Annotated in this window: 18 protein-coding genes; 6 read left to right on the top strand and 12 right to left on the bottom strand. The window is 59.0% G+C overall.

All coding sequences use genetic code 11. From position 1 onward, the window contains the following. Positions 1-484 precede the first annotated feature (484 nt). Positions 485-937, top strand: coding sequence for a hypothetical protein (locus ACA070_RS25400; protein WP_497448812.1), 453 nt, complete (start codon positions 485-487; stop codon positions 935-937). A gap of 78 nt (positions 938-1,015) precedes the next feature. Here ACA070_RS25400 and ACA070_RS25395 read toward each other — a convergent pair whose 3' ends face one another. Together ACA070_RS25395 and ACA070_RS25390 are read right to left on the bottom strand one after the other, a co-directional pair. Beyond that, positions 1,016-1,294: a DUF3077 domain-containing protein gene (locus tag ACA070_RS25395; RefSeq protein ID WP_497448811.1), complete on the bottom strand. Its 279-nt coding sequence runs from the start codon at positions 1,292-1,294 to the stop codon at positions 1,016-1,018. Positions 1,295-1,832: 538 nt separating this feature from the next. After that, positions 1,833-3,245, bottom strand: a complete 1,413-nt coding sequence (locus ACA070_RS25390) for an aminotransferase-like domain-containing protein (RefSeq protein ID WP_497448810.1) — start codon at positions 3,243-3,245, stop codon at positions 1,833-1,835. 133 nt (positions 3,246-3,378) lie between these two features. Between ACA070_RS25390 and ACA070_RS25385 the strand changes: the two genes are divergently transcribed. Then, complete coding sequence (locus tag ACA070_RS25385; RefSeq protein ID WP_497448809.1) at positions 3,379-3,861, top strand: RidA family protein; 483 nt, start codon at positions 3,379-3,381, stop codon at positions 3,859-3,861. 172 nt (positions 3,862-4,033) lie between these two features. Here the strand turns inward: ACA070_RS25385 and ACA070_RS25380 are convergent, their stop codons facing one another. The 4 genes from ACA070_RS25380 to ACA070_RS25365 all read right to left on the bottom strand — a co-directional run bounded on the left by ACA070_RS25380 (position 4,034) and on the right by ACA070_RS25365 (position 7,882). Next, on the bottom strand, positions 4,034-4,738 hold the full coding sequence (locus tag ACA070_RS25380; RefSeq protein WP_497448808.1) for a hypothetical protein: 705 nt from the start codon (positions 4,736-4,738) through the stop codon (positions 4,034-4,036). 116 nt (positions 4,739-4,854) lie between these two features. Further along, complete coding sequence (locus tag ACA070_RS25375; protein ID WP_497448807.1) at positions 4,855-5,598, bottom strand: DUF72 domain-containing protein; 744 nt, start codon at positions 5,596-5,598, stop codon at positions 4,855-4,857. Between the two features lie 53 nt (positions 5,599-5,651). Beyond that, positions 5,652-7,169: a sensor histidine kinase gene (locus ACA070_RS25370; protein WP_497448806.1), complete on the bottom strand. Its 1,518-nt coding sequence runs from the start codon at positions 7,167-7,169 to the stop codon at positions 5,652-5,654. After that, complete coding sequence (locus ACA070_RS25365; RefSeq protein WP_497448805.1) at positions 7,166-7,882, bottom strand: response regulator transcription factor; 717 nt, start codon at positions 7,880-7,882, stop codon at positions 7,166-7,168. Before ACA070_RS25365 ends, ACA070_RS25370 begins: the two co-directional genes overlap by 4 nt. 152 nt (positions 7,883-8,034) lie before the next feature. On the opposite strand from ACA070_RS25365, the gene msrB reads away from it, so the two are divergent. Genes msrB through msrA form a run of 3 tightly spaced genes read left to right on the top strand, consistent with a single transcriptional unit; the run spans position 8,035 to position 11,099 of the window. Then, a complete protein-coding gene (gene msrB / locus ACA070_RS25360) occupies positions 8,035-8,553 on the top strand; it encodes a peptide-methionine (R)-S-oxide reductase MsrB (protein ID WP_497448804.1) in 519 nt (172 codons plus the stop codon). Positions 8,554-8,596: 43 nt separating this feature from the next. After that, a complete protein-coding gene (locus tag ACA070_RS25355) occupies positions 8,597-10,360 on the top strand; it encodes a cytochrome c biogenesis protein DipZ (protein WP_497448803.1) in 1,764 nt (587 codons plus the stop codon). Between the two features lie 31 nt (positions 10,361-10,391). Continuing rightward, positions 10,392-11,099: a peptide-methionine (S)-S-oxide reductase MsrA gene (msrA, locus tag ACA070_RS25350; protein ID WP_497448802.1), complete on the top strand. Its 708-nt coding sequence runs from the start codon at positions 10,392-10,394 to the stop codon at positions 11,097-11,099. A 12-nt stretch (positions 11,100-11,111) separates the two neighbouring features. On the opposite strand, the gene ACA070_RS25345 is transcribed toward msrA, so the two are convergent. The 3 genes from ACA070_RS25345 to ACA070_RS25335 all read right to left on the bottom strand — a co-directional run bounded on the left by ACA070_RS25345 (position 11,112) and on the right by ACA070_RS25335 (position 13,507). Then, on the bottom strand, positions 11,112-11,516 hold the full coding sequence (locus ACA070_RS25345) for a GNAT family N-acetyltransferase (protein ID WP_497448801.1): 405 nt from the start codon (positions 11,514-11,516) through the stop codon (positions 11,112-11,114). Next, positions 11,513-12,526, bottom strand: a complete 1,014-nt coding sequence (locus tag ACA070_RS25340; protein ID WP_497448800.1) for a sensor domain-containing diguanylate cyclase — start codon at positions 12,524-12,526, stop codon at positions 11,513-11,515. Before ACA070_RS25340 ends, ACA070_RS25345 begins: the two co-directional genes overlap by 4 nt. Positions 12,527-12,601: 75 nt before the next feature. Next, on the bottom strand, positions 12,602-13,507 hold the full coding sequence (locus ACA070_RS25335) for a LysR family transcriptional regulator (RefSeq protein ID WP_497448799.1): 906 nt from the start codon (positions 13,505-13,507) through the stop codon (positions 12,602-12,604). Between the two features lie 102 nt (positions 13,508-13,609). On the opposite strand from ACA070_RS25335, the gene ACA070_RS25330 reads away from it, so the two are divergent. Further along, positions 13,610-14,785 (top strand): aspartate aminotransferase family protein, encoded by a 1,176-nt coding sequence (locus ACA070_RS25330; RefSeq protein ID WP_497448798.1) that lies wholly within the window; start codon positions 13,610-13,612, stop codon positions 14,783-14,785. Between the two features lie 146 nt (positions 14,786-14,931). Here the strand turns inward: ACA070_RS25330 and ACA070_RS25325 are convergent, their stop codons facing one another. The 3 genes from ACA070_RS25325 to ACA070_RS25315 are packed head-to-tail and all read right to left on the bottom strand — an operon-like array spanning position 14,932 to position 17,824. Beyond that, the gene (locus tag ACA070_RS25325; protein ID WP_497448797.1) at positions 14,932-15,366 is read right to left on the bottom strand and encodes a bleomycin resistance protein; all 435 of its coding nucleotides are present in this window, start codon (positions 15,364-15,366) and stop codon (positions 14,932-14,934) included. Between the two features lie 11 nt (positions 15,367-15,377). Beyond that, a complete protein-coding gene (locus ACA070_RS25320) occupies positions 15,378-15,887 on the bottom strand; it encodes a P-loop NTPase family protein (RefSeq protein ID WP_497448796.1) in 510 nt (169 codons plus the stop codon). A 14-nt stretch (positions 15,888-15,901) separates the two neighbouring features. Next, positions 15,902-17,824: an alkaline phosphatase D family protein gene (locus ACA070_RS25315; protein ID WP_497448795.1), complete on the bottom strand. Its 1,923-nt coding sequence runs from the start codon at positions 17,822-17,824 to the stop codon at positions 15,902-15,904. Positions 17,825-17,836: the final 12 nt, after the last annotated feature.

The raw sequence follows: 17,836 nt of genomic DNA, 5'->3' as shown, positions 1-17,836 counted from the left end.
ATGCTGTAAAGAAAAGCCCCGCCCTTCGAGAGAAGAGGCGGGGCTTTTTGTTGGGTGGCTTTCTGTTGGACCGTGTTGCCCCAATCGCGAGCAGGCTCGCTCCCACATTTTGATCGCTGTTGCGTCAGGTTCTGAGTACGACGCTGAACCCCTGTGGGAGCGAGCCTGCTCGCGATGGCCGCACCGCGGTGTGCCAGAAAAAGGACGTCGTGAATAGTTATAGTGAGAAAAGGTTATAACTGAATATATGTAGCTAGATGTTCTCTACTTTTTGACGGGGCGCGCAGTTCTCTTCACAGTGTTTCCGGTAAGTGGTCCAGATTGACCGCTGACCAAGAGAAGGCGACCTGTTTGCAGAGTTGATGCAGGGCGTTGACGAGATGGTTGCTCCATTTCGTTGCGTAGTCATATGGTGAAGTGTGTGCGAACTCTCGAAGCTGCCGCGCAGTGACACCCGATATTCAAAACTATCTGGAGAATACAGATGACTAAGCCCCTTAGCGGCCACGTCCTCTCATCCGCTTTGGACACTCTGGTCAAAAGCCCTTTGAATCAAGCAGATGACGTTGCGCTTGTGAGCGCTGCCAAAGCTGTCTGGTACTCGAACTCGAACCTTGAAAGTGAAGTTTCGGCTTTTCTGAATAGTCATTCAGATGAGGTCGAGGTTCGTCGCGCAGGCTACTTGCTCGAGCGCTTCACCCGTTTTGCATGCGTGTCTGATAGCCGCGTGCTGGAAACCTTCAATGCCCTTGAGCTTTTTGCATACTCGACCTTAAAGCCAGACGTGAAGCCACAAGCAGCCGCACCGCTTCGCCGTCGCCGTGATGAGCTCGCCGCCTCTTGGGGGTTGAGCGAAGGGCTTGGCTTAAAGGCTCAAACCCTCATGCCTTTTCAGACTCGACATTACGAGGCAGAGCAACGCGCAACGTTTTCCTGAGCCTGAGTTGTATAACAAGAACCCGACGCACGTCGGATTGAAAGCCCCGCCTTTGATCGAAGAGCGGGGCTTTTTCGTTTACGCGCGGTTGTTACAAGGTGCGCTAAGCACCTTCATCACGTCATCGATGATCGCCTTGCTCATGTCCTGCAAGTAATGCGACGCCCAGGCATGTCTGTCGGTGTCGCGGACCATGGCAGCGTCGGAGGCGAGGAGTTTGGAGATGTGGAGCAGGTCGGAGGCATGAGAGAGGGCTTCGATCACTGGGACGCCGGCGTTGATGCGGAACAAAGACTGGTTGGCGTGGAAGGAGAAGTGGGTGAGGCCGATGGTTTTAAGGTCTTGAGGGTTGGTCATTGAGTGTCACCTCCGGTGGTTGGGTGGAGGTGGGGGATGAGCGGTGGAGCAGAGGGATTGATATTGTTCATTGCGCAATTCCTATATGTCAGTGGAGCTGCCCCGATCGTTATCAGGCGAAAGGGTGGCAGCTGTGCGCAGGCTGATAACCGGGAATATAGGAAACCGGCAGACCCGAAGGTCTCCCGCGCACAGCCGCCATTGCACGAAATGCGGGCTTAAAAAGCATGCGATCGTGATTGGAGCACTGAGGCGCCGATATATTACCCGGGTTATCAGGCCCGGTCGCTGAGTTGGCAGCGACGATCTGAAGTTAGCGTGCGGTGTCAGGTGCCGCAATCGTAGCGATCTGGTGGCTGGGAATGTCATGCCGCCAGCAAACGTTTCGTTGAACGCATGTTTTGTGGCGAGGGAGCTTGCTCCCGTTCGGCTGCGCAGCAGTCGTAAAGCCTGCCTGTGCTGCGTGTCTGATGAAATATAGGGGAGCGCTTCTCGCTCCAGCGGGAGCAAGCTCCCTCGCCACAGAGACGATGGGTGGTTACGCTTTGTAATAGTCGAGCAATCTAAAGAACTGCTCGCGCACCTGCGGGCTATCGCTATGCGCGACGTTGAAACGCAGGAAGCTGTTGGCTTCGGCGGCTTTACTCAGCAAGGTGCCGGGGGCGAGGACGAGGTCGTTTTCGAGGCCTTTGCTGGCCAGCGTTTCGGCATGCAGCCCTTCGGGCAATCGTGTCCAGATGAACAGCCCTTCACCCGGCATCGATGACACCGAGCATCCGGCCTCTACCAGCCATCTCGTCACGCGACTGCTCGATTCATACAGACGATCAACGGTGCGCCGGGTGTGTTTGGCGTAGCTGCCGTTGCTCAGCAGGGTGCAGGTGATCTGCTCCGCCAGTTCCGAAGTCACGCCGCCGCAGCTCATCTTCAAGTTGATCAATCGAGCGGCCAGTTGCGGCGATAGCGCGGTATAGCTGACCCGGCTGTTGGCGGTCAGGGTCTTGGAGAAACCGGATACGTAACTGACATTGTCCAGTCCGCTCGCGGCCAGGCGCGGGGTGCGCCGTTGCTGGATGTCGCCGTACAAGTCATCTTCGAGGATGTGCACGCCGTAACGGTGGCTCAGTTCGAGCAGGCGATAAACCTGGGCTGCGGAGAACGAGTGCCCGGTCGGGTTATGCAGGGTGCTGTTGGTCATATACATCACGGGGCGATGTGCAATCAGCAATTGCTCGAAGGTTTCCAGATTCACGCCGTCGCAATCGCGGGCAATGGTGATGACCTTGGCGCCGTGCAGCGCCAGATTGGCGTGCATGTTGAAGTAACACGGATCGTCGAGCAGCACCGTGTCGCCAGGTTTTATCAACAGGCGCATCAGCAGGTCGATGGCCTGCACGGTGTTAGCGGTGGTGATGATCTGCTCGATCGGCACTTCGATACCGACGGTCGACAGCTTGACTCGCAACGCCTCGCGCAACGGTCGGTAACCACCGACTTCACCGTATTCGCCCATGCGCAGCGCGGTCGCGCGAAGGGTGCTGCGCACGGCTTTGAGCAATTCGTCAGCGGGCAACCACGAGGCGGGCAGAAACCCGCAGCCGGGGCGCAGCGCGCCGTTGTCCAGCAGCAAGGCGCGGCGGACCCGGCTGAGGGTGTCTTGGGGTTGCAGGTCGGGGCCAGTCGGAATGTGGGGTTGGGTGCTTGGGCGATGAATGTAATGCCCCGAGCCTTGGCGTGAGACCACCAGCCCCTTGGCCCGCAATCGGTCGAGGGCGTCGACCACCGTGGATTTACCCACGTTCATCAACTCGGAGAGTTCGCGAATCGGTGGCAACTTGGCCCCGTGAGGCAAGCCACCCTGGCTGATGGCCACAGACAACTGATCGACGATCTGCTGTACCAGCGGCACTCCTGGCTGGAACTCGATGGCGGCGATGACGGCGCGCTGCATTTTACTGGTATCCCTGGCAGTAAAGTTTGTTGGATCTTATACGAAGTTGCCCTGATCAAGACACGCATCTCTCTCTACCATCAGCTGCGCGTATGCATGATTGATTAAGAGGGTTCAGTTAATGAGTAATCAAATGAGTCGCGACGAACGCTTCCTCGCGATGGCAAAAGAACTCGGCTTTGATATCTACGACGAGAACTCCGCCGGCGGGCATTACGCGCCGCTGATTCGGCACGATGATGAACTGTACGTCAGCGGGCTGGTGCCACGAATGAACGGCAGAATCCAGTACCCTGGCCGGGTGGGACTGGAACTTAATCTGGCCGATGCTCAAGAGGCGGCTGGCATCAGCGCGATACGCGGACTTGCACTGATCCGAGAGGCCATCGGGTCACTGGATAACGTCAAGTCACTGCTGCGCATCACGGTCTATGTGAAATCCACGTTCGACTTTGTGGACCTGAGTGACGTGGCCAACGGCGCGTCTGACGTCTTCACGCATGTGCTGGGTGACGCGGGTAAACACACCCGAACGACCGTGGGTGTTTATCAGCTGCCAAAAAATGCGCCGGTAGAAGTGGATATGATCGCGGCCCTGCATCCGTCGACGCGGTAAAACTTTCGGGCATACCTGCTTTTGTGGCGAGGGAGCTTGCTCCCGTTTGAGTGCGTAGCACTCACAAGAGTCGTCAATGTTGCCGCATTTTTGGGGCCGCTACGCAGCCCAGCGGGAGCGAGCTCCCTCGCCACAGGTTTCTCATTGACTGAAGGCTTTCAGGTCGATCGTGTTACTGCGCGGCGATGCTGTAGCCGTCGAACGCGGTTTGCTGCTGAAGTGCGGTGATGATGTTCTTGCGGTTGACCGCTTGTTCGGCCCCGGTGTTGTCCAGGAACGTCTCGCTTTCAATTACCGCGTCATCGCCTTCGCCGACGAAGGTCAAGCCGAGGAATTCCAGTGCTTCGCGGTCAACGTTCAGGCTCGAACGTGGGGTGCGCAGCGGCAGCGTGACGCTCATGCCGTCCTTGCTGATGGTGAACACTTCGAGGTCTTTCTTGGCGCGAGCCACTTTGCTCTTGCCGGTGCTCGGGTTGCTGATGGCCTGGTGGGTCTGGTTCAGCACCTTCAATGCCAGTCCATAGACGATTTCCTGAAAGGCCGGGTCGTCCTTGAAGCTGGAGAGGATACGGCTGATCGGGAACTTGCTGCTCAGGTCTTCAAGCGCGGCAATGTCGGACGCTTCGGCGTCTTTCAGTTGTTTGAGCTCGCCCATCAGTTCATAGGCTTTATCGTCGTCGAAGCCGTCGTGAGCCTGGCGAATCGCGACGCGCAGCTCGCGAATCTGGTCGCTTTCCCGGGTGGCTTGAAAAGCGTCCAGGACCATCTCGCTGATGGTCTTGGCCTGTGGCACATGTTGTGAAAGATTGATGGAGTTTTCGTATTCCGCTTTGGACGACAAGGTGACTACGGATTCAGCGGTATTGGAATCGGACATTGAAATTTCACTACTTCTTTTAACTTGGGTTTAGGCGAGAAAGCACGGAGCCTTTTCAGGCCGCCTAATCTATTGGACCTGACCTGAGTTGTCACGGATGAACAGATGGTTTGTCATCATTTTTGGCGTGGAGGCGTCATTCGCTGAAGCGCCAGCGCATTGGCCGTCGCCGCGCCACTCGCGGTGTTGTCGAAGATGCACCAGGCGGGAGTGTCTTGCGCACAGGTTTGTATCTTTTGAGCCAGATCCTCAAGCCATGGCAGTTCGTAACTCGAGTAGTAGATTCGCGGTGATCCGTGCAATCGGTAGTAGCCGATGCCTGGCCAACCTCCGGGCACATCGCCATTGGGCAGCGGCGAAGGATCGGCAGCCACTTGGCCGATTCGATGTTCAATCAGTAGCGCTTGCGCCTCAGGTGTTTGCCAGCTGACATGCCTCGGTTCAAGCACTGCAAACCCTCTGTAGTGCGAACGAAATGTGGTGAAGAAGGTTTCGGCAGTTTTGACTTCGAAGGATAAGGAGGGCGGGATCTGGATCAGCAGACACCCAAGCTTCGGCCCCAAGTGGGAGCATTGCTCAATAAAGTCATCGATCAACACTTCACAGTTCAGCAAGCGAGCTTCGTGGGTAATCTGCTTAGGGACTTTGACTGAAAACCGAAAGCCCTCCGGCACACTCTCGGCCCATCGTGCATAGGTTGCCGGGCGGTGAGGCCGATAAAACGAGCTGTTGATTTTCGCGCACGTCAACTGTGCCGCATACCGTTGCAGGTGAGTGCCTGCGGATGGAAAAGCCTTCGACTGTTCGCGGGGCAGGCTCCATCCGGCGCAGCCGATGTACAGGGGCGTCGTTGCAGTCATCAGCGTTTTCTCACCTCAGCATCAGGTTCAAAGCTGTGACCACCGAAACCGGGTTAATTCCCCATCGAATTAAGGGTCATCGAGCGAACGGCCCATTGTTCCGCCGTTTGTTCATCCACCGGCAAGGAAAAGCGGAAAGTCGCACCGCGTCCCGGAACATCGATCAACTGGATCTCGCGACCGTGCAGCTGCAGGATCCGATGCACGATCCGCAGCCCCAGACCGCCATCGCGCCGGGCACCGCCAATGTTGAATGGGCGCAGGAACAAACCTTCGCGCAATTGGGGCGCGATGCCGGGGCCGGTGTCGCTGACGGTCACTTCGATAAAAGCCCCTTGAGGTCGTAGGCTCAATTCGATTTCTCCACCTTGGGGGGTATCGCGCAGGGCGTTGTCGAACAGGTTGGTCAGCACGCGCTCGATCAGCCCCAGGTCGGCGCAGGCGGTGGAAACGTTAGGCGCGAAGGTCGCCTTGAGTTCGATCTGGCGCGCTTCGGCGGTGAGTTCGAATTTCTGGAAGATGTCCTGCACCAGATCGGTCAGGGAAAAACGCTCCAGCACCGGTTGCACGAACCCGTGTTCCAGCCGCACCAGTTCAAGCAGTGATTGCGCCAGGCCACCCACCTTACGGCTTTGATCCAGGGCGATGCCCAGATAACGACGACGGTCGGCAGGGGACAACGTGGCGTCTTTGAGCGACAGGGTTTCCAGATAACCGTGCAGCGAGGCTAGCGGTGTACGCAGGTCGTGGGAGATGTTTGCCACCAGTTCGCGGCGTTCCTGATCTTGGCGAGTCAGCGAGCGCCATTGTTCGCTCAGGCGGGTCTGCATCTGACGGAAAGCGGCGTCGAGTACGGCTATTTCATCGTGGCTCGACGCTTTTTCTACCGGGTCCGATGCGGGTGGTGTGGAGGGGACGCCGTCGATGTCGAACTGGCTGACTCTCTCGGTCAATCGACGCAACGGTCGGGTGATCAGGGCAAATGCGGTGAGGCCGGCGATCAGGCACAGCAACGCCACCAGCCCAATGGATAACAGTGCGGTATTGAGCGCGGCGCTGGTGGCACCGCGTTCGGCGAAGCGGTCGTGTTCTTCACTGAGCAACACCACATAGAGATAACCTGCCGGTTTGCCGTTGACCTTTAGCGGCGCGGCGCTGAACACCTTGCGCCCCTCGGCGCTGCGCGGGTCGTCGCCGAGAATCGGCAGCGTATCGCCTTTGAGCAAACGCTGGATCGGTGCCAGATCGATCCGCTCCCGGCGTATCCGGCCTTCGGGGGCGGCGCTGCCGACAATTTGCCCCTCGGTATTGAGCAGATAGACCTCGACACTGGGATTGACCAGCATGAGTTTGCTGAACAGTTCGCGCACGGCATTGGGCATCAGGCCGTTGGTGTCCATCAGCACCGTATCGCGGGCAATGTGCTGGGCGAGATCGCGCGACAGCCCTTGAACCACTTCCAGTTCATGCATCTTGTTGGAGCGCACTTGCATCCAGGCCGATGTGCCACAGCACACCAGCAACAGGACGGCGAACACCAGGGACAGGCGTTGTGTCAGGGTCAGCCTCATGGCTGCTCCTCCTTGGCCGCGAACTTGTAGCCACGACCCCACACCGTGAGGATGCGTGCGGGTTGTGCAGGATCGGCTTCGATTTTGGCCCGCAGGCGGTTGATATGGGTGTTGACCGTGTGTTCGTAGCCTTCGTGGCTGTAGCCCCAGACTGCATTGAGCAGGTCCATCCGTGAAAACACCTTGCCAGGCTGTCGGACGAAGAAATACAGCAGGTCGAATTCCCGCGGCGTGAGGTCCAGGCGACGACCGTCGAGAGAGACGTCGCGGGTGATCGGGTCGATGGACAGGCCGTCGGTGGTCAGGCTGCCGGCGTCCATTTTCAGGTTGCGGGCCATGGCGTCGACTCGTCGCAGCAGGGCTTTGACCCGGGCGACCAGTTCTAGCATGGAAAAAGGCTTGGCCAGATAGTCGTCGGCACCGAGTTCCAGCCCCAGGATCCGGTGCATTTCGCTGGAGCGGGCGCTGGTGATGATGATCGGTGTGTAGCGGGCCATTGCCCGCGCCCGACGGCAGATTTCCAGGCCGTCCACACCGGGCAGCATCAGGTCGAGGATCAGTGCGTCCCAGCTTCCTTGCTGCAGCAGTCGCATGCCTTCATCACCGTCGGCGCAGTGCACCACCTCGAACTGCTCATCGCGTAGATGCAGGCAGATAAGGTCGGCGATGTGCAGGTCGTCCTCGACCACCAGGACACGTTTGGTCTGTTCCATAAAGCTCAATCCTTTGTAGCGCAATGGGCACATTGTGCGGGTTTTCCTCGGGGCGAGTTATCACGAATTGTTTAACTGCCCGTGAGGATTTGGCGATCAACCCAAGCCTAGGCTGTGTTCCATATCAGGCATCTGGAATTTTGGAGAAGGCCATGTTTTCACGGCGACAGTTTCTTGTAGCGAGCGGCGGGCTGGGCGCTGCAGCCCTGGTGATCGGTGTGTTGCCAAAATTTGCCGCCCGTACTGCGCTGGTCAGCGAAGCCAGTGCGTCGGAGGTGTTCGAGGTGACTCACAGTGACAGCGAATGGCGCGCCATGCTCAGCGCCGAGCAGTACGAAATCCTGCGGGAAGAGGGCACCGAGCGCGCCTACAGCAGCCCGCTGAACAACGAGCATCGCGAGGGGACCTTCGCCTGTGCCGGTTGTGATCTGCCGCTGTTCTCTTCCTACACGAAGTTCGATAGCCGCACCGGTTGGCCCAGCTTCTGGGCACCACTGGAGAAGGCGGTGGCGACTCGCCAGGACCGATCCTTCGGCGTGCTGCGCGAGGAAGTCCACTGCCGCCGCTGTGGTGGTCACCTGGGCCATGTCTTCGACGACGGGCCCAAACCCACCGGCCTGCGTTACTGCATGAACGGTCTGGCGATGACCTTCGAGCCCCAGGCAGCGTGATCCATGGGCACTTCCTTTCACTCACTTCTTGCAGGTCGATGCTATGTGGCTTCTGGTTCTCGCTTATCTCGGTGGTGTGCTGACGATTGTCAGCCCGTGCATTCTGCCGGTATTGCCGTTTGTCTTCGCTCGCACCGGGCAGCCGTTTATGAAAAGTGGCTTGCCGCTGCTGACGGGGATGGCACTGACCTTCGCGCTCGTCGCCTCGTTGGCGGCGGTGGGCGGCGGCTGGGTGGTGCAAGTCAATCAGTACGGTCGCTGGCTCGCGTTGCTGTTCGTGGCACTGTTCGGGCTGACGTTGCTGCTGCCTCGATTGGCCGAGCGCCTGACGCGTCCGTTGGTGGCGGCCGGCAGCCGACTGTCGGAAGCCGCGGGTGCCGATGCTCGTCCGCGTCCCGGCGCTTCGTTCCTGATCGGCGTCGCCACGGGGCTGCTCTGGGCGCCTTGCGCCGGGCCGATTCTGGGTCTGTTGCTGACCGGAGCGGCGCTGCAAGGGGCAAGCATCGCAACCACGTTGCTGTTGCTGGCTTACGCCGCGGGTGCCGCCACTTCCCTCGCCGTGGCGTTGTTGCTGGGCGGTAAAGTCTTCGCAGCAATGAAGCGCTCGATTGGCGCCGGCGAGTGGGTACGCCGAGGTTTGGGCGCGGCGATGTTGGCCGGTGTGGCGGCCATTACCCTTGGGCTGGACACCGGGATTCTGGCGCGGGTTTCGACAGCTTCCACTGGCGGCATCGAGCAGGCGTTGGTAGGTCGGTTGGCCGGTAAGTCGCCAAACAACAGCGGGGCGATGATGGCCGCTGGCGGGGCGATGAAAATGTCGGCAAAAGCGCCGGGCGCATTGCCGATCGAGGGCAACCTCCCGTCGCTGGACGGCGCCGTGCAATGGCTCAATTCACCCCCTCTGACGGCACAGGCGTTGAAGGGCAAAGTCGTGCTGGTGGATTTCTGGACTTACTCCTGCATCAACTGCCTGCGCACCTTGCCGTATGTAAAAGCCTGGGCCGAGAAGTACCGCGATCAGGGCCTGGTGGTAATCGGCGTTCATGCACCCGAATTCGCCTTCGAGCGTGATGTGGGCAATGTCACCAAAGCCATGAAGGACCTGGGCATCAACTATCCGGTGGCGATCGACAACGACTACAAGATCTGGCGAGCTTTCAACAACGAATACTGGCCAGCCCACTATTTTGCCGACGCGCAGGGGCGCATCCGTTATCACCACTTCGGTGAAGGCGAGTACGCCGAATCGGAACGCGTCATCCAGCAGTTGCTGCGTGAAGCGGGCGCCACAAAGGTCGCGGACGGGCTGATCAATGCCGACGCCACAGGGGTTCAACTCGCTCCAGACATGAGTGAAGTCCAGTCGCCGGAAACCTATGTTGGCTACCAGCGTGCGGAGCACTTCGTGCCTGAAACAGGTTTGGTGCCAGACAAAGTGTCGGCTTACAGCACGCCGCCGCAATTGGCGCTCAACGATTGGGGGCTGGACGGTCAATGGAACGTCGGTTCGGAGCGCGCGACCTCAAGTGCGCCGGCCAGCCGCATCGTCTACCGCTTCCACGCTCGCGATTTGCACCTGGTGCTGGGCCCCGGCGCAGACGGTAAAACGGTGCGCTTCAAAGTGCTGATTGACGGAAAAGCCCCCGGCGATGCCCACGGTACCGACGTGGCGCCTGACGGCAGCGGCAGTGTCACCGAGCAACGGCTGTATCAATTGGTACGCCAGAACGGCGGCGTGACGGACCGGACTTTCAGCATCGAGTTTCTCGATCCGGGTGTGTCGGCGTATGCGTTTACGTTTGGTTGATAGCCCTTTCATTTGTTCAGGAGTCAGACTCATGAAAACCCCCTTTACCTGGCGCCGTACCTTATTGGGTTTGGTGGCTGCCGGCGTCATCGGCCAATGCTCGGCGTTCTCTTTCGGTGCTGCTGAAGGCGCCGTCATCATCCCACCGCCGGCCCTGGATGAAACCACCCAGGCCCACAGTGAAACCGCGGTCTTCGCCGGCGGTTGCTTCTGGGGCGTCCAAGGGGTGTTCCAGCACGTTAAAGGCGTGAAAAAAGCCGTCTCCGGTTACGCCGGCGGTGAAGCGAACACCGCCCGATATGAGCGTGTCAGCGGTGGCGACACCGGTCATGCGGAATCGGTCGAGGTTACTTTCGATCCGTCGCAGGTCAGTTACGGCACCTTGCTGCAGATCTATTTCTCAGTGGCTCACAATCCCACAGAGTTGAACCGCCAGGGCCCTGACAGCGGCACGCAGTATCGGTCGGCGATTTTCCCTGCGAACGCTGAACAGCAGCGCGTCGCCCAGGCCTATATTGCCCAGCTCGACGCCGCCCGTTCGTTCAACAAGCCCATCGTGACCAAGCTGGAAACCTACAATGGTTTCTACCCGGCGGAGGAGGAGCATCAGGACTTCCTGACTGAGCACCCGACGTATCCATACATTGTGATCAACGACCTGCCGAAAGTGGCGCAACTGAAGCAGCTATACCCGGATCGGTATCAGGAGAAACCGGTGCTGGTGAAGGCGGGGATGTGAAGGGCGATTTGGCTACCGACTGCGTGGGCGCTCCATCGCGATGCTCGACGTTTCAAAGCCCAGGCGCGAGAAGAATTCCGAAGCGCCTTCGCGGCCCGCACGCAGCACCCAGGTGATGTCAGTGTTCTCGCCCATGACATGCTCGACCAGCGCTCGACCAACGCCCTCTCGCCGATGTTGCCCGGACACGACCACCATCGACAGATAACCGTTGGACAGGCCGTCGGTGATGCCTCGAGCAAACCCGACGATGTGGGCGTCTTTCACGGCAAGCGCAGTACGTTGGGAGTTGGCGATCAATTGCGCAAAATGTTCAGTTGATCCCAGGCGGTGCGCCCATCCGTTCTGCTCAAGAAAAAGCCGTACGGATTCCACTTCCGAAGGCAGTACATCGCGGACATGCAGGAGGTCATTCATCCCGAAATCACATTCTTGCCCGCGATCTTCGACCGATACAGCGCCTGATCCGCCCTCGCCAGAAGACCGGTCTGTTGCTCTTCTTCAAAGCGCTGGACCACGCCAAAACTCATGGTCACCTGAAACTCTCCCACAGGCGGCAGGCTCGACAGGCCATGGCGGATTTTTTCGGCGATGGATCTGGCGTTGGTCAGCGAGGTATTGGGCAGGATGAGGATAAACTCGTCGCCGCCCCAGCGCGCCAATAGATCGCCTTCGCGCACGCTGCGTTCCACACTCTCGACGACCTGAATCAACGCCGCATCTCCCAAAGCATGGCCGTAGTAATCGTTTATGTTCTTGAAGTCATCGATGTCCATGGCGATCAGTGACAGTGGCTGCCGAAAGCGCTGGGCACGGTCGCATTCCTGGGGCAGGGCTTTTTCCAGGCGATAGCGATTGGCGATCGATGTCAGTGCATCGGTTTCCGCCAGTTTGCGGTTTTCTTCCAGTTGAATTTGCAGCTGCTGATTGACCCGCGACAACTCACGGGTGCGTTCTTCTACGATGGCTTCAAGGGACTGATTGCGCCGTTCCATCTCCTCGAAGAGGCGTTTCTTGTCTTCAATACTGCGGTGCGCGCCGACCATCCGCGCCACCGATCCGTCGACATTGCGCGCCAGCACGTAGCCGCGATCTTCGATCCAGGTATAACTGCCGTCCTGCTTGCGGCAGCGATACTCGGCTTGATAGCCCGGCGCGCGTTGATTCAGGTAATCATCAAACACCGTCATCACCCGAGGGTAATCGTCGGGGTGAATCACGTTTTCCCAGGTAAACACGGTGTTGTCCAGGGAGTGAACTTCGTAGCCGAGCATTTCGTACCACCCGGGATTGCGGTAGACGAACCCGGTGTTGGCGTTCCAGTCCCAAATGCCGTCACTGACCAGTTCCAGAATGGTGTGCAACATGTCTTCGTTCAAATCCGACACATTGAATTTCAACGGCTCGATATTCGATGCTTCACCCATCACCGCTCTCCCTGCTGCACTGATATCAAAGTGACCCGTCAATCGGGGAGATTAGTGCATGGCGTATTGCCGCGGCTAGTGCTTGGCCCACAACTGCATGGCGAAGTCGACGAAGCGACGTAATTTCGGCAAGCGGTAGCGATCCTGGGCGTACACCAGGTGCATCGGCCGGCTCGGCAGTTGATAGTTCTGCATCAACGCCACCAGATTTCCGTTCAGCAAATCCTGCTCGACCAACGCGTCGGGCAACATCACGACGCCCATCCCGGTTCGAGCGGCCTGATGCAGCCCGGCCGAACTGTTGATCAGCATCGGGCCTCTGACGGCCACCATCACTTCGCCTTCCGGCCCGCTCAGGCGCCATTGTTTTTCCACGGATTGCCAGTCATCGCCGACCGGATAGGCAAAGGACAAGCAGTCGTGATGTTGCAGGTCTTCGGGTTTTTCCGGTGTGCCTCGGCGCGCCAGATAGTCCTTCGAGGCGCACATGGTCAGCGTGTAGTCGATGAGCGGACGGGCGATCAGGTTGGACGGTTCTATAGCGCCCAAGCGAAACGCCACGTCGAGGCCGTTCTCGAGAAGATCGGGCCGCCCATTGGTGAGCACCACGTCCAGTTTGACTTGCGAGTAGCGCAGGGTGAACTCGCTGAGCGCTGGCGCGAGCTTTTCAGTGCCAAAGGTCAGTGGGGCAGTGATGCGCAAGATCCCGCTCGGCGTGTCCTGGCTCTGTTCAGCCAAACGTTCGGAATCGGCCACCAAGCCCAGCACCTCCAGACATCGCTGGTAATAGGCAGAGCCGAATTCTGTCAGTCGCTGGCGCCGTGTCGTACGGTTCAACAAGCGCACACCCAGGCGTTGCTCCAGCGCGCGAAGGTGATTGCCGACCATGGTCGTGGACATTTCGCACTGCTGCGCGGCCGCAGTCATGCTGCCGGCTTCTACCACTTTGACGTAAACCGTCATTGCCAGGAATAAATCCATTATCAAGCTCAGCTTTAAGATGATTGAAGTGTTACAGCGTTTATCCATCTCAGGTGGCTAACCATACTGCAAAAACACCGACAATTGATGGAGCTTGATGTCATGACCGCCGCCTGCCTGATGACCACTTACCAACCTCTGGCCCTGAGTTTCAGCAGAGGCCTTGGCACTCGACTTTGGGATCAGGCGGGTCGTGAGTATCTGGATGCGGTGGCGGGCGTGGCGGTGACCAATGTCGGCCACTCTCATCCCAAAATCGTGTCGGCGATCAGCGAGCAGGCCGGGCTGCTGTTGCACACCTCCAACCTCTACAGCATTGACTGGCAACAGCGGTTGGCGCAGAAACTGACGAAGTTGGCGGGCATGGAGCGGGCGTTCTTCAACAACTCCGGTGCCGAAGCGAATGAAACCGCGCTGAAACTCGCGCGGCTTTACGGTTGGCACAAAGGCGTCGAGCAGCCGTTGGTGGTGGTCATGGAAAACGCCTTCCACGGCCGGACGTTGGGCACCTTGTCCGCCAGCGATGGCCCGGCCGTGCGTTTGGGATTCAACGAGTTGCCCGGCGACTTCGTCAAAGTGCCATTCGGTGACCTCAACGCGCTGGAAAAGGTGCAGCAAGCCCATGGCTCACGCATCGTGGCAATTTTGATGGAGCCGATTCAGGGTGAAAGCGGCGTCCAGTTGGCGCCTCCCGGTTACCTGAAAGCCGTGCGCGAACTGTGCAACCGGCGCGCCTGGCTGATGATGCTCGATGAAATCCAGACCGGCATCGGTCGTACCGGGCAGTGGTTTGCCTTCCAGCACGAAGGCATCGTCCCGGACGTCATGACCCTGGCCAAAGGCCTCGGCAACGGCATCCCCATCGGCGCCTGCCTGGCCCGGGGCAAAGCTGCCGAGCTGTTCACCCCCGGCAGCCACGGCAGCACCTTCGGCGGCAATCCGCTGGCGTGTCGTGTCGGCTGCACGGTGCTGGACATCATCGAAGAACAGGGCCTGCTGGAAAACGCCAGACTGCAGGGCGAACGTCTGCTGGCCAGATTGCGTGCCGAACTGGCGGACGACCCGAACATCCTGGCAATTCGTGGCCAAGGCTTGATGATCGGCATCGAACTCAAGCAACCGATCCGCGACCTGACCCTGATCGCCGCACGGGATCACGGCTTGCTGATCAACGTGACACGCGGCAAGACCATTCGCCTGCTGCCACCGCTGACGATTGATGAGCGGGAAGTGGAGATGATTGTCAGAGGGGTTTGTCGGGCGCTAACCACCGCCTAGGAGAGTGATCGTTCCTACGCTCTGCGTGGGAATGCCTCAATGGACGCTCTGCGTCCGCTTTTGGGACGCGGAGCGTCCGGGGCTGCATTCCCACGCAGAGCGTGGGAACGATCATGCGTCACACAACAGATTTTTGCGTTGCGACCTCAACAATCTGGCAACCACGCCCGCTCTCCCAAACTTTCCACCAACCGAACCAGATACCCATCCGGATCCTGCACCAGAAATTCACGTTGCCCGACTTCCACCGCATCGGCGCGATACCAGACGTCGGCGCAGGAACGAAACAACGGCCATTCAACTTCGGCCAATCGCTTGAGTATCGGCTCGACAAAATCGACAGTGATCTGAAAGTTGATGCCCCGGCCGAACGGCGCTTCCAAAGCACCCGTCATCCACTGGCCTTCGTCCGGAGCGTATTGCTCCAGCATGATCTGCACGCCGTTTTTATCGAGGTAGGCAAAACCCGCTTCCGGACGCTCGTAGGCGATCTTGAAACCGACTAATGATATCCAGAAATGCAGGCTTTTCTTGATGTCGGTGACCATCAGTTCGGGGACTAACTTGCTCCGTGCAAACATACAAATCCTTGTTAAACGCTGTGGGATGAGTCGGGAAGGGTGTTCACGAAGGCCGAGATTTCACTTCGATCCATAAGTTTGATCTTTGAACCACCGAACCCTTCAAACAGTTGCCGGTGCGCAGATAGCCCACTGGAGTCTTCGCGAAAACGATAACTGCCAGCCCATTCCAGCAACGCCATCAGCAACCCGTCGTTGTCGGGTCTGTTTTCTCGCTGGCGAATATTGGCGACGCAGTTTTCGTCGTCAACACACAGCCAGACAAGCGCTGTTGCGCGGTGGATAACTTCGCTGACGATCCAGCCGTAAACACCTTCGATCACCCAGCACTCTTCATCGGCCAGCACTCGCGCCATGCCCAATGCTTCGGCGCGAGGTCGGGCGATGCTGCATTCGTCTGACGTCCAGTGAACCTGATCAAGATCGGTCCACGGTACGTGAAGTTGTTCGGCCAAGCGTTTAGCCAGCCAACTTTTGCCTGAGCCAGAGTTGCCGATGATCAGGGTTCGGGTGAGGTTCATGGTGACTCACACTTTCAGTCGTCATTCTCAGGCGCAACCATCCGCGTCTTGGGCGCACCGTTTGAGTTGTGCTGATAAATTTCCTGGGGTTGTCCTTTCTCATTGAAGAACACCTGACCGATCCCTGCCGAATTCCACAACCGTTCACCTGCTTCAGCATGCTCAGGGGTGTGCGGGATGATGCGCATGCGTCGGCGTTTAGTCAGCCAGTTGAGCGGCGAACGCGGTGAGTAGAGCCAGCGGTTGAGGCGGTCGAACCATTCGAGCAGCGAGGGCGGGAACTCGTTTTTGATGCCGCTGCTGGTGATCTGCCAGATTCGCGGGCCGGCCTTGCGGTGTCGGATCAGGACTTCGTAGACGAAGGAATAATGCACATCACCTGACAGCACCACGTAGTTACCGGGCGTACGCGAGTGTCGGAAAATGTTCAGGATGACCTGGGCCGCGCCGCGATGGGCCATCCAGTTTTCCGCGTCGACCAGCAGTGGATAACCGCACCAGCTGAACACTTTTTGTACGGTTTCGATCAGTTTGACGCCGAAGATCGGCGCCGGCGAAACGATGATCGCCGACGGATGATCCAGCAGTTCCTGTTGCAGTTCGCTGAGCGCTTCCCAGTCCAGCAGACCTGAGGGTTGCTTGAGGTTCATCTCGCTGCGCCAGCGCCGGGTGCGGGTGTCGATGACCACCAGCGCCGGGGTGGTGGGCAGCACGTAATGCCAGTGTTGAAAGACGAGCAGTTCATCGATCAGGTCGTCCTGGACGTCGCTGTCGAGATAATGATCGTGCCCCGTGGCACTCAGTACACAGGCTTTTTCCAGGACAGCGCCGAACGCATCCGGGTTGTTGCCCCAACCCTGGCACAGCATGTAGGCGAGCAACGCATTGCCGATGATGCGCTTGGAGAACGGATGGCCATAGGCCGTTTCCTCCCATTGCGCGGAAAGATTCCAGTCATCGGTGATGTCATGGTCGTCGAAAATCATCAGGCATGGCAGATGCGCCATCGCCCGCCCGACACCGCCCAGCCCCGCCTTGAAGTCATCGATGCGCGTTTGTTCAAGGGCATAACGTTTGCGCCTTTCGGGCGTCAGCGTCGGTGGCTGTGGCGCGATCAGCGTCCAGGGTGTCGGCGACCAGACCAGCAGGTACATGGCCATGACTTCGGCGAACGTCACCAGATGGTTGTCGGCGCTGCTGCTGGTGAAAATCGGCTTACGCGCCCCGCCGAAAAATCGCTCGCGCAAGGTTTTGTTGCTCTCAAGCGCCGGTAACAAATCCGCACGATGGTAGTAACTGGCGGGGTGCTCGTAGAGCTTGGCGCTGTCGCTGACCACCGCCCCTTCGAGGTGTTCTTCGAACAGCCCCAGTTGCTCGATCAGAGCATGGATCGCCCGCAACATCGGGCCGGCGACATCGTCGGCGTAGACCTGATCGCCGCTCATCATCAGCAGGGCCGGGCGGTCTGTCGCGGCATGTTCCGTCGCCAGAAAACGATCGACGCACAGCAAACCGTCCGCTGCCGGGTGGTGAGGTTTGCGGCAGGAACCGTGCAGCAACTGGTCGATGCGCGAACGCAACACAAAGTTCGGGCAACGGGCTTCGCCGTACAAAAGATGAGGTGCCCAGTCGGCAATACCGGTCGCCGCGTCATCAATCAGCAGGTCATAGTCGATCAGGGTGTCGCAGGGCAGGGCGGTCGTCAGCGGCACATCAATCAGATGAACGAAGGCATGTTTGCCAACCGGGATGACCGTGCATTGCCCGGCATCGAGGCGAATGTCGCCGACGCCTTGCAGGCGCAAGGTCAGCGACAAGGCCCGGGTTCCCACCAGCCAGAGCACCAGACGCGTGGGCTCCAGACGCCGCAACAGCGGGCCGGCGAGGACCGGTGGCAGAGAGTGATGGCTGTCGGGGAATGGCGAAGACATGGGCATGCAGGTTCAAGA

The organism is Pseudomonas sp. LBUM1678 (assembly GCF_059695575.1).
The sequence above is the reverse complement of the archived record's forward strand: the minus strand, read 5'-3'. Positions and strand labels throughout refer to the sequence as shown.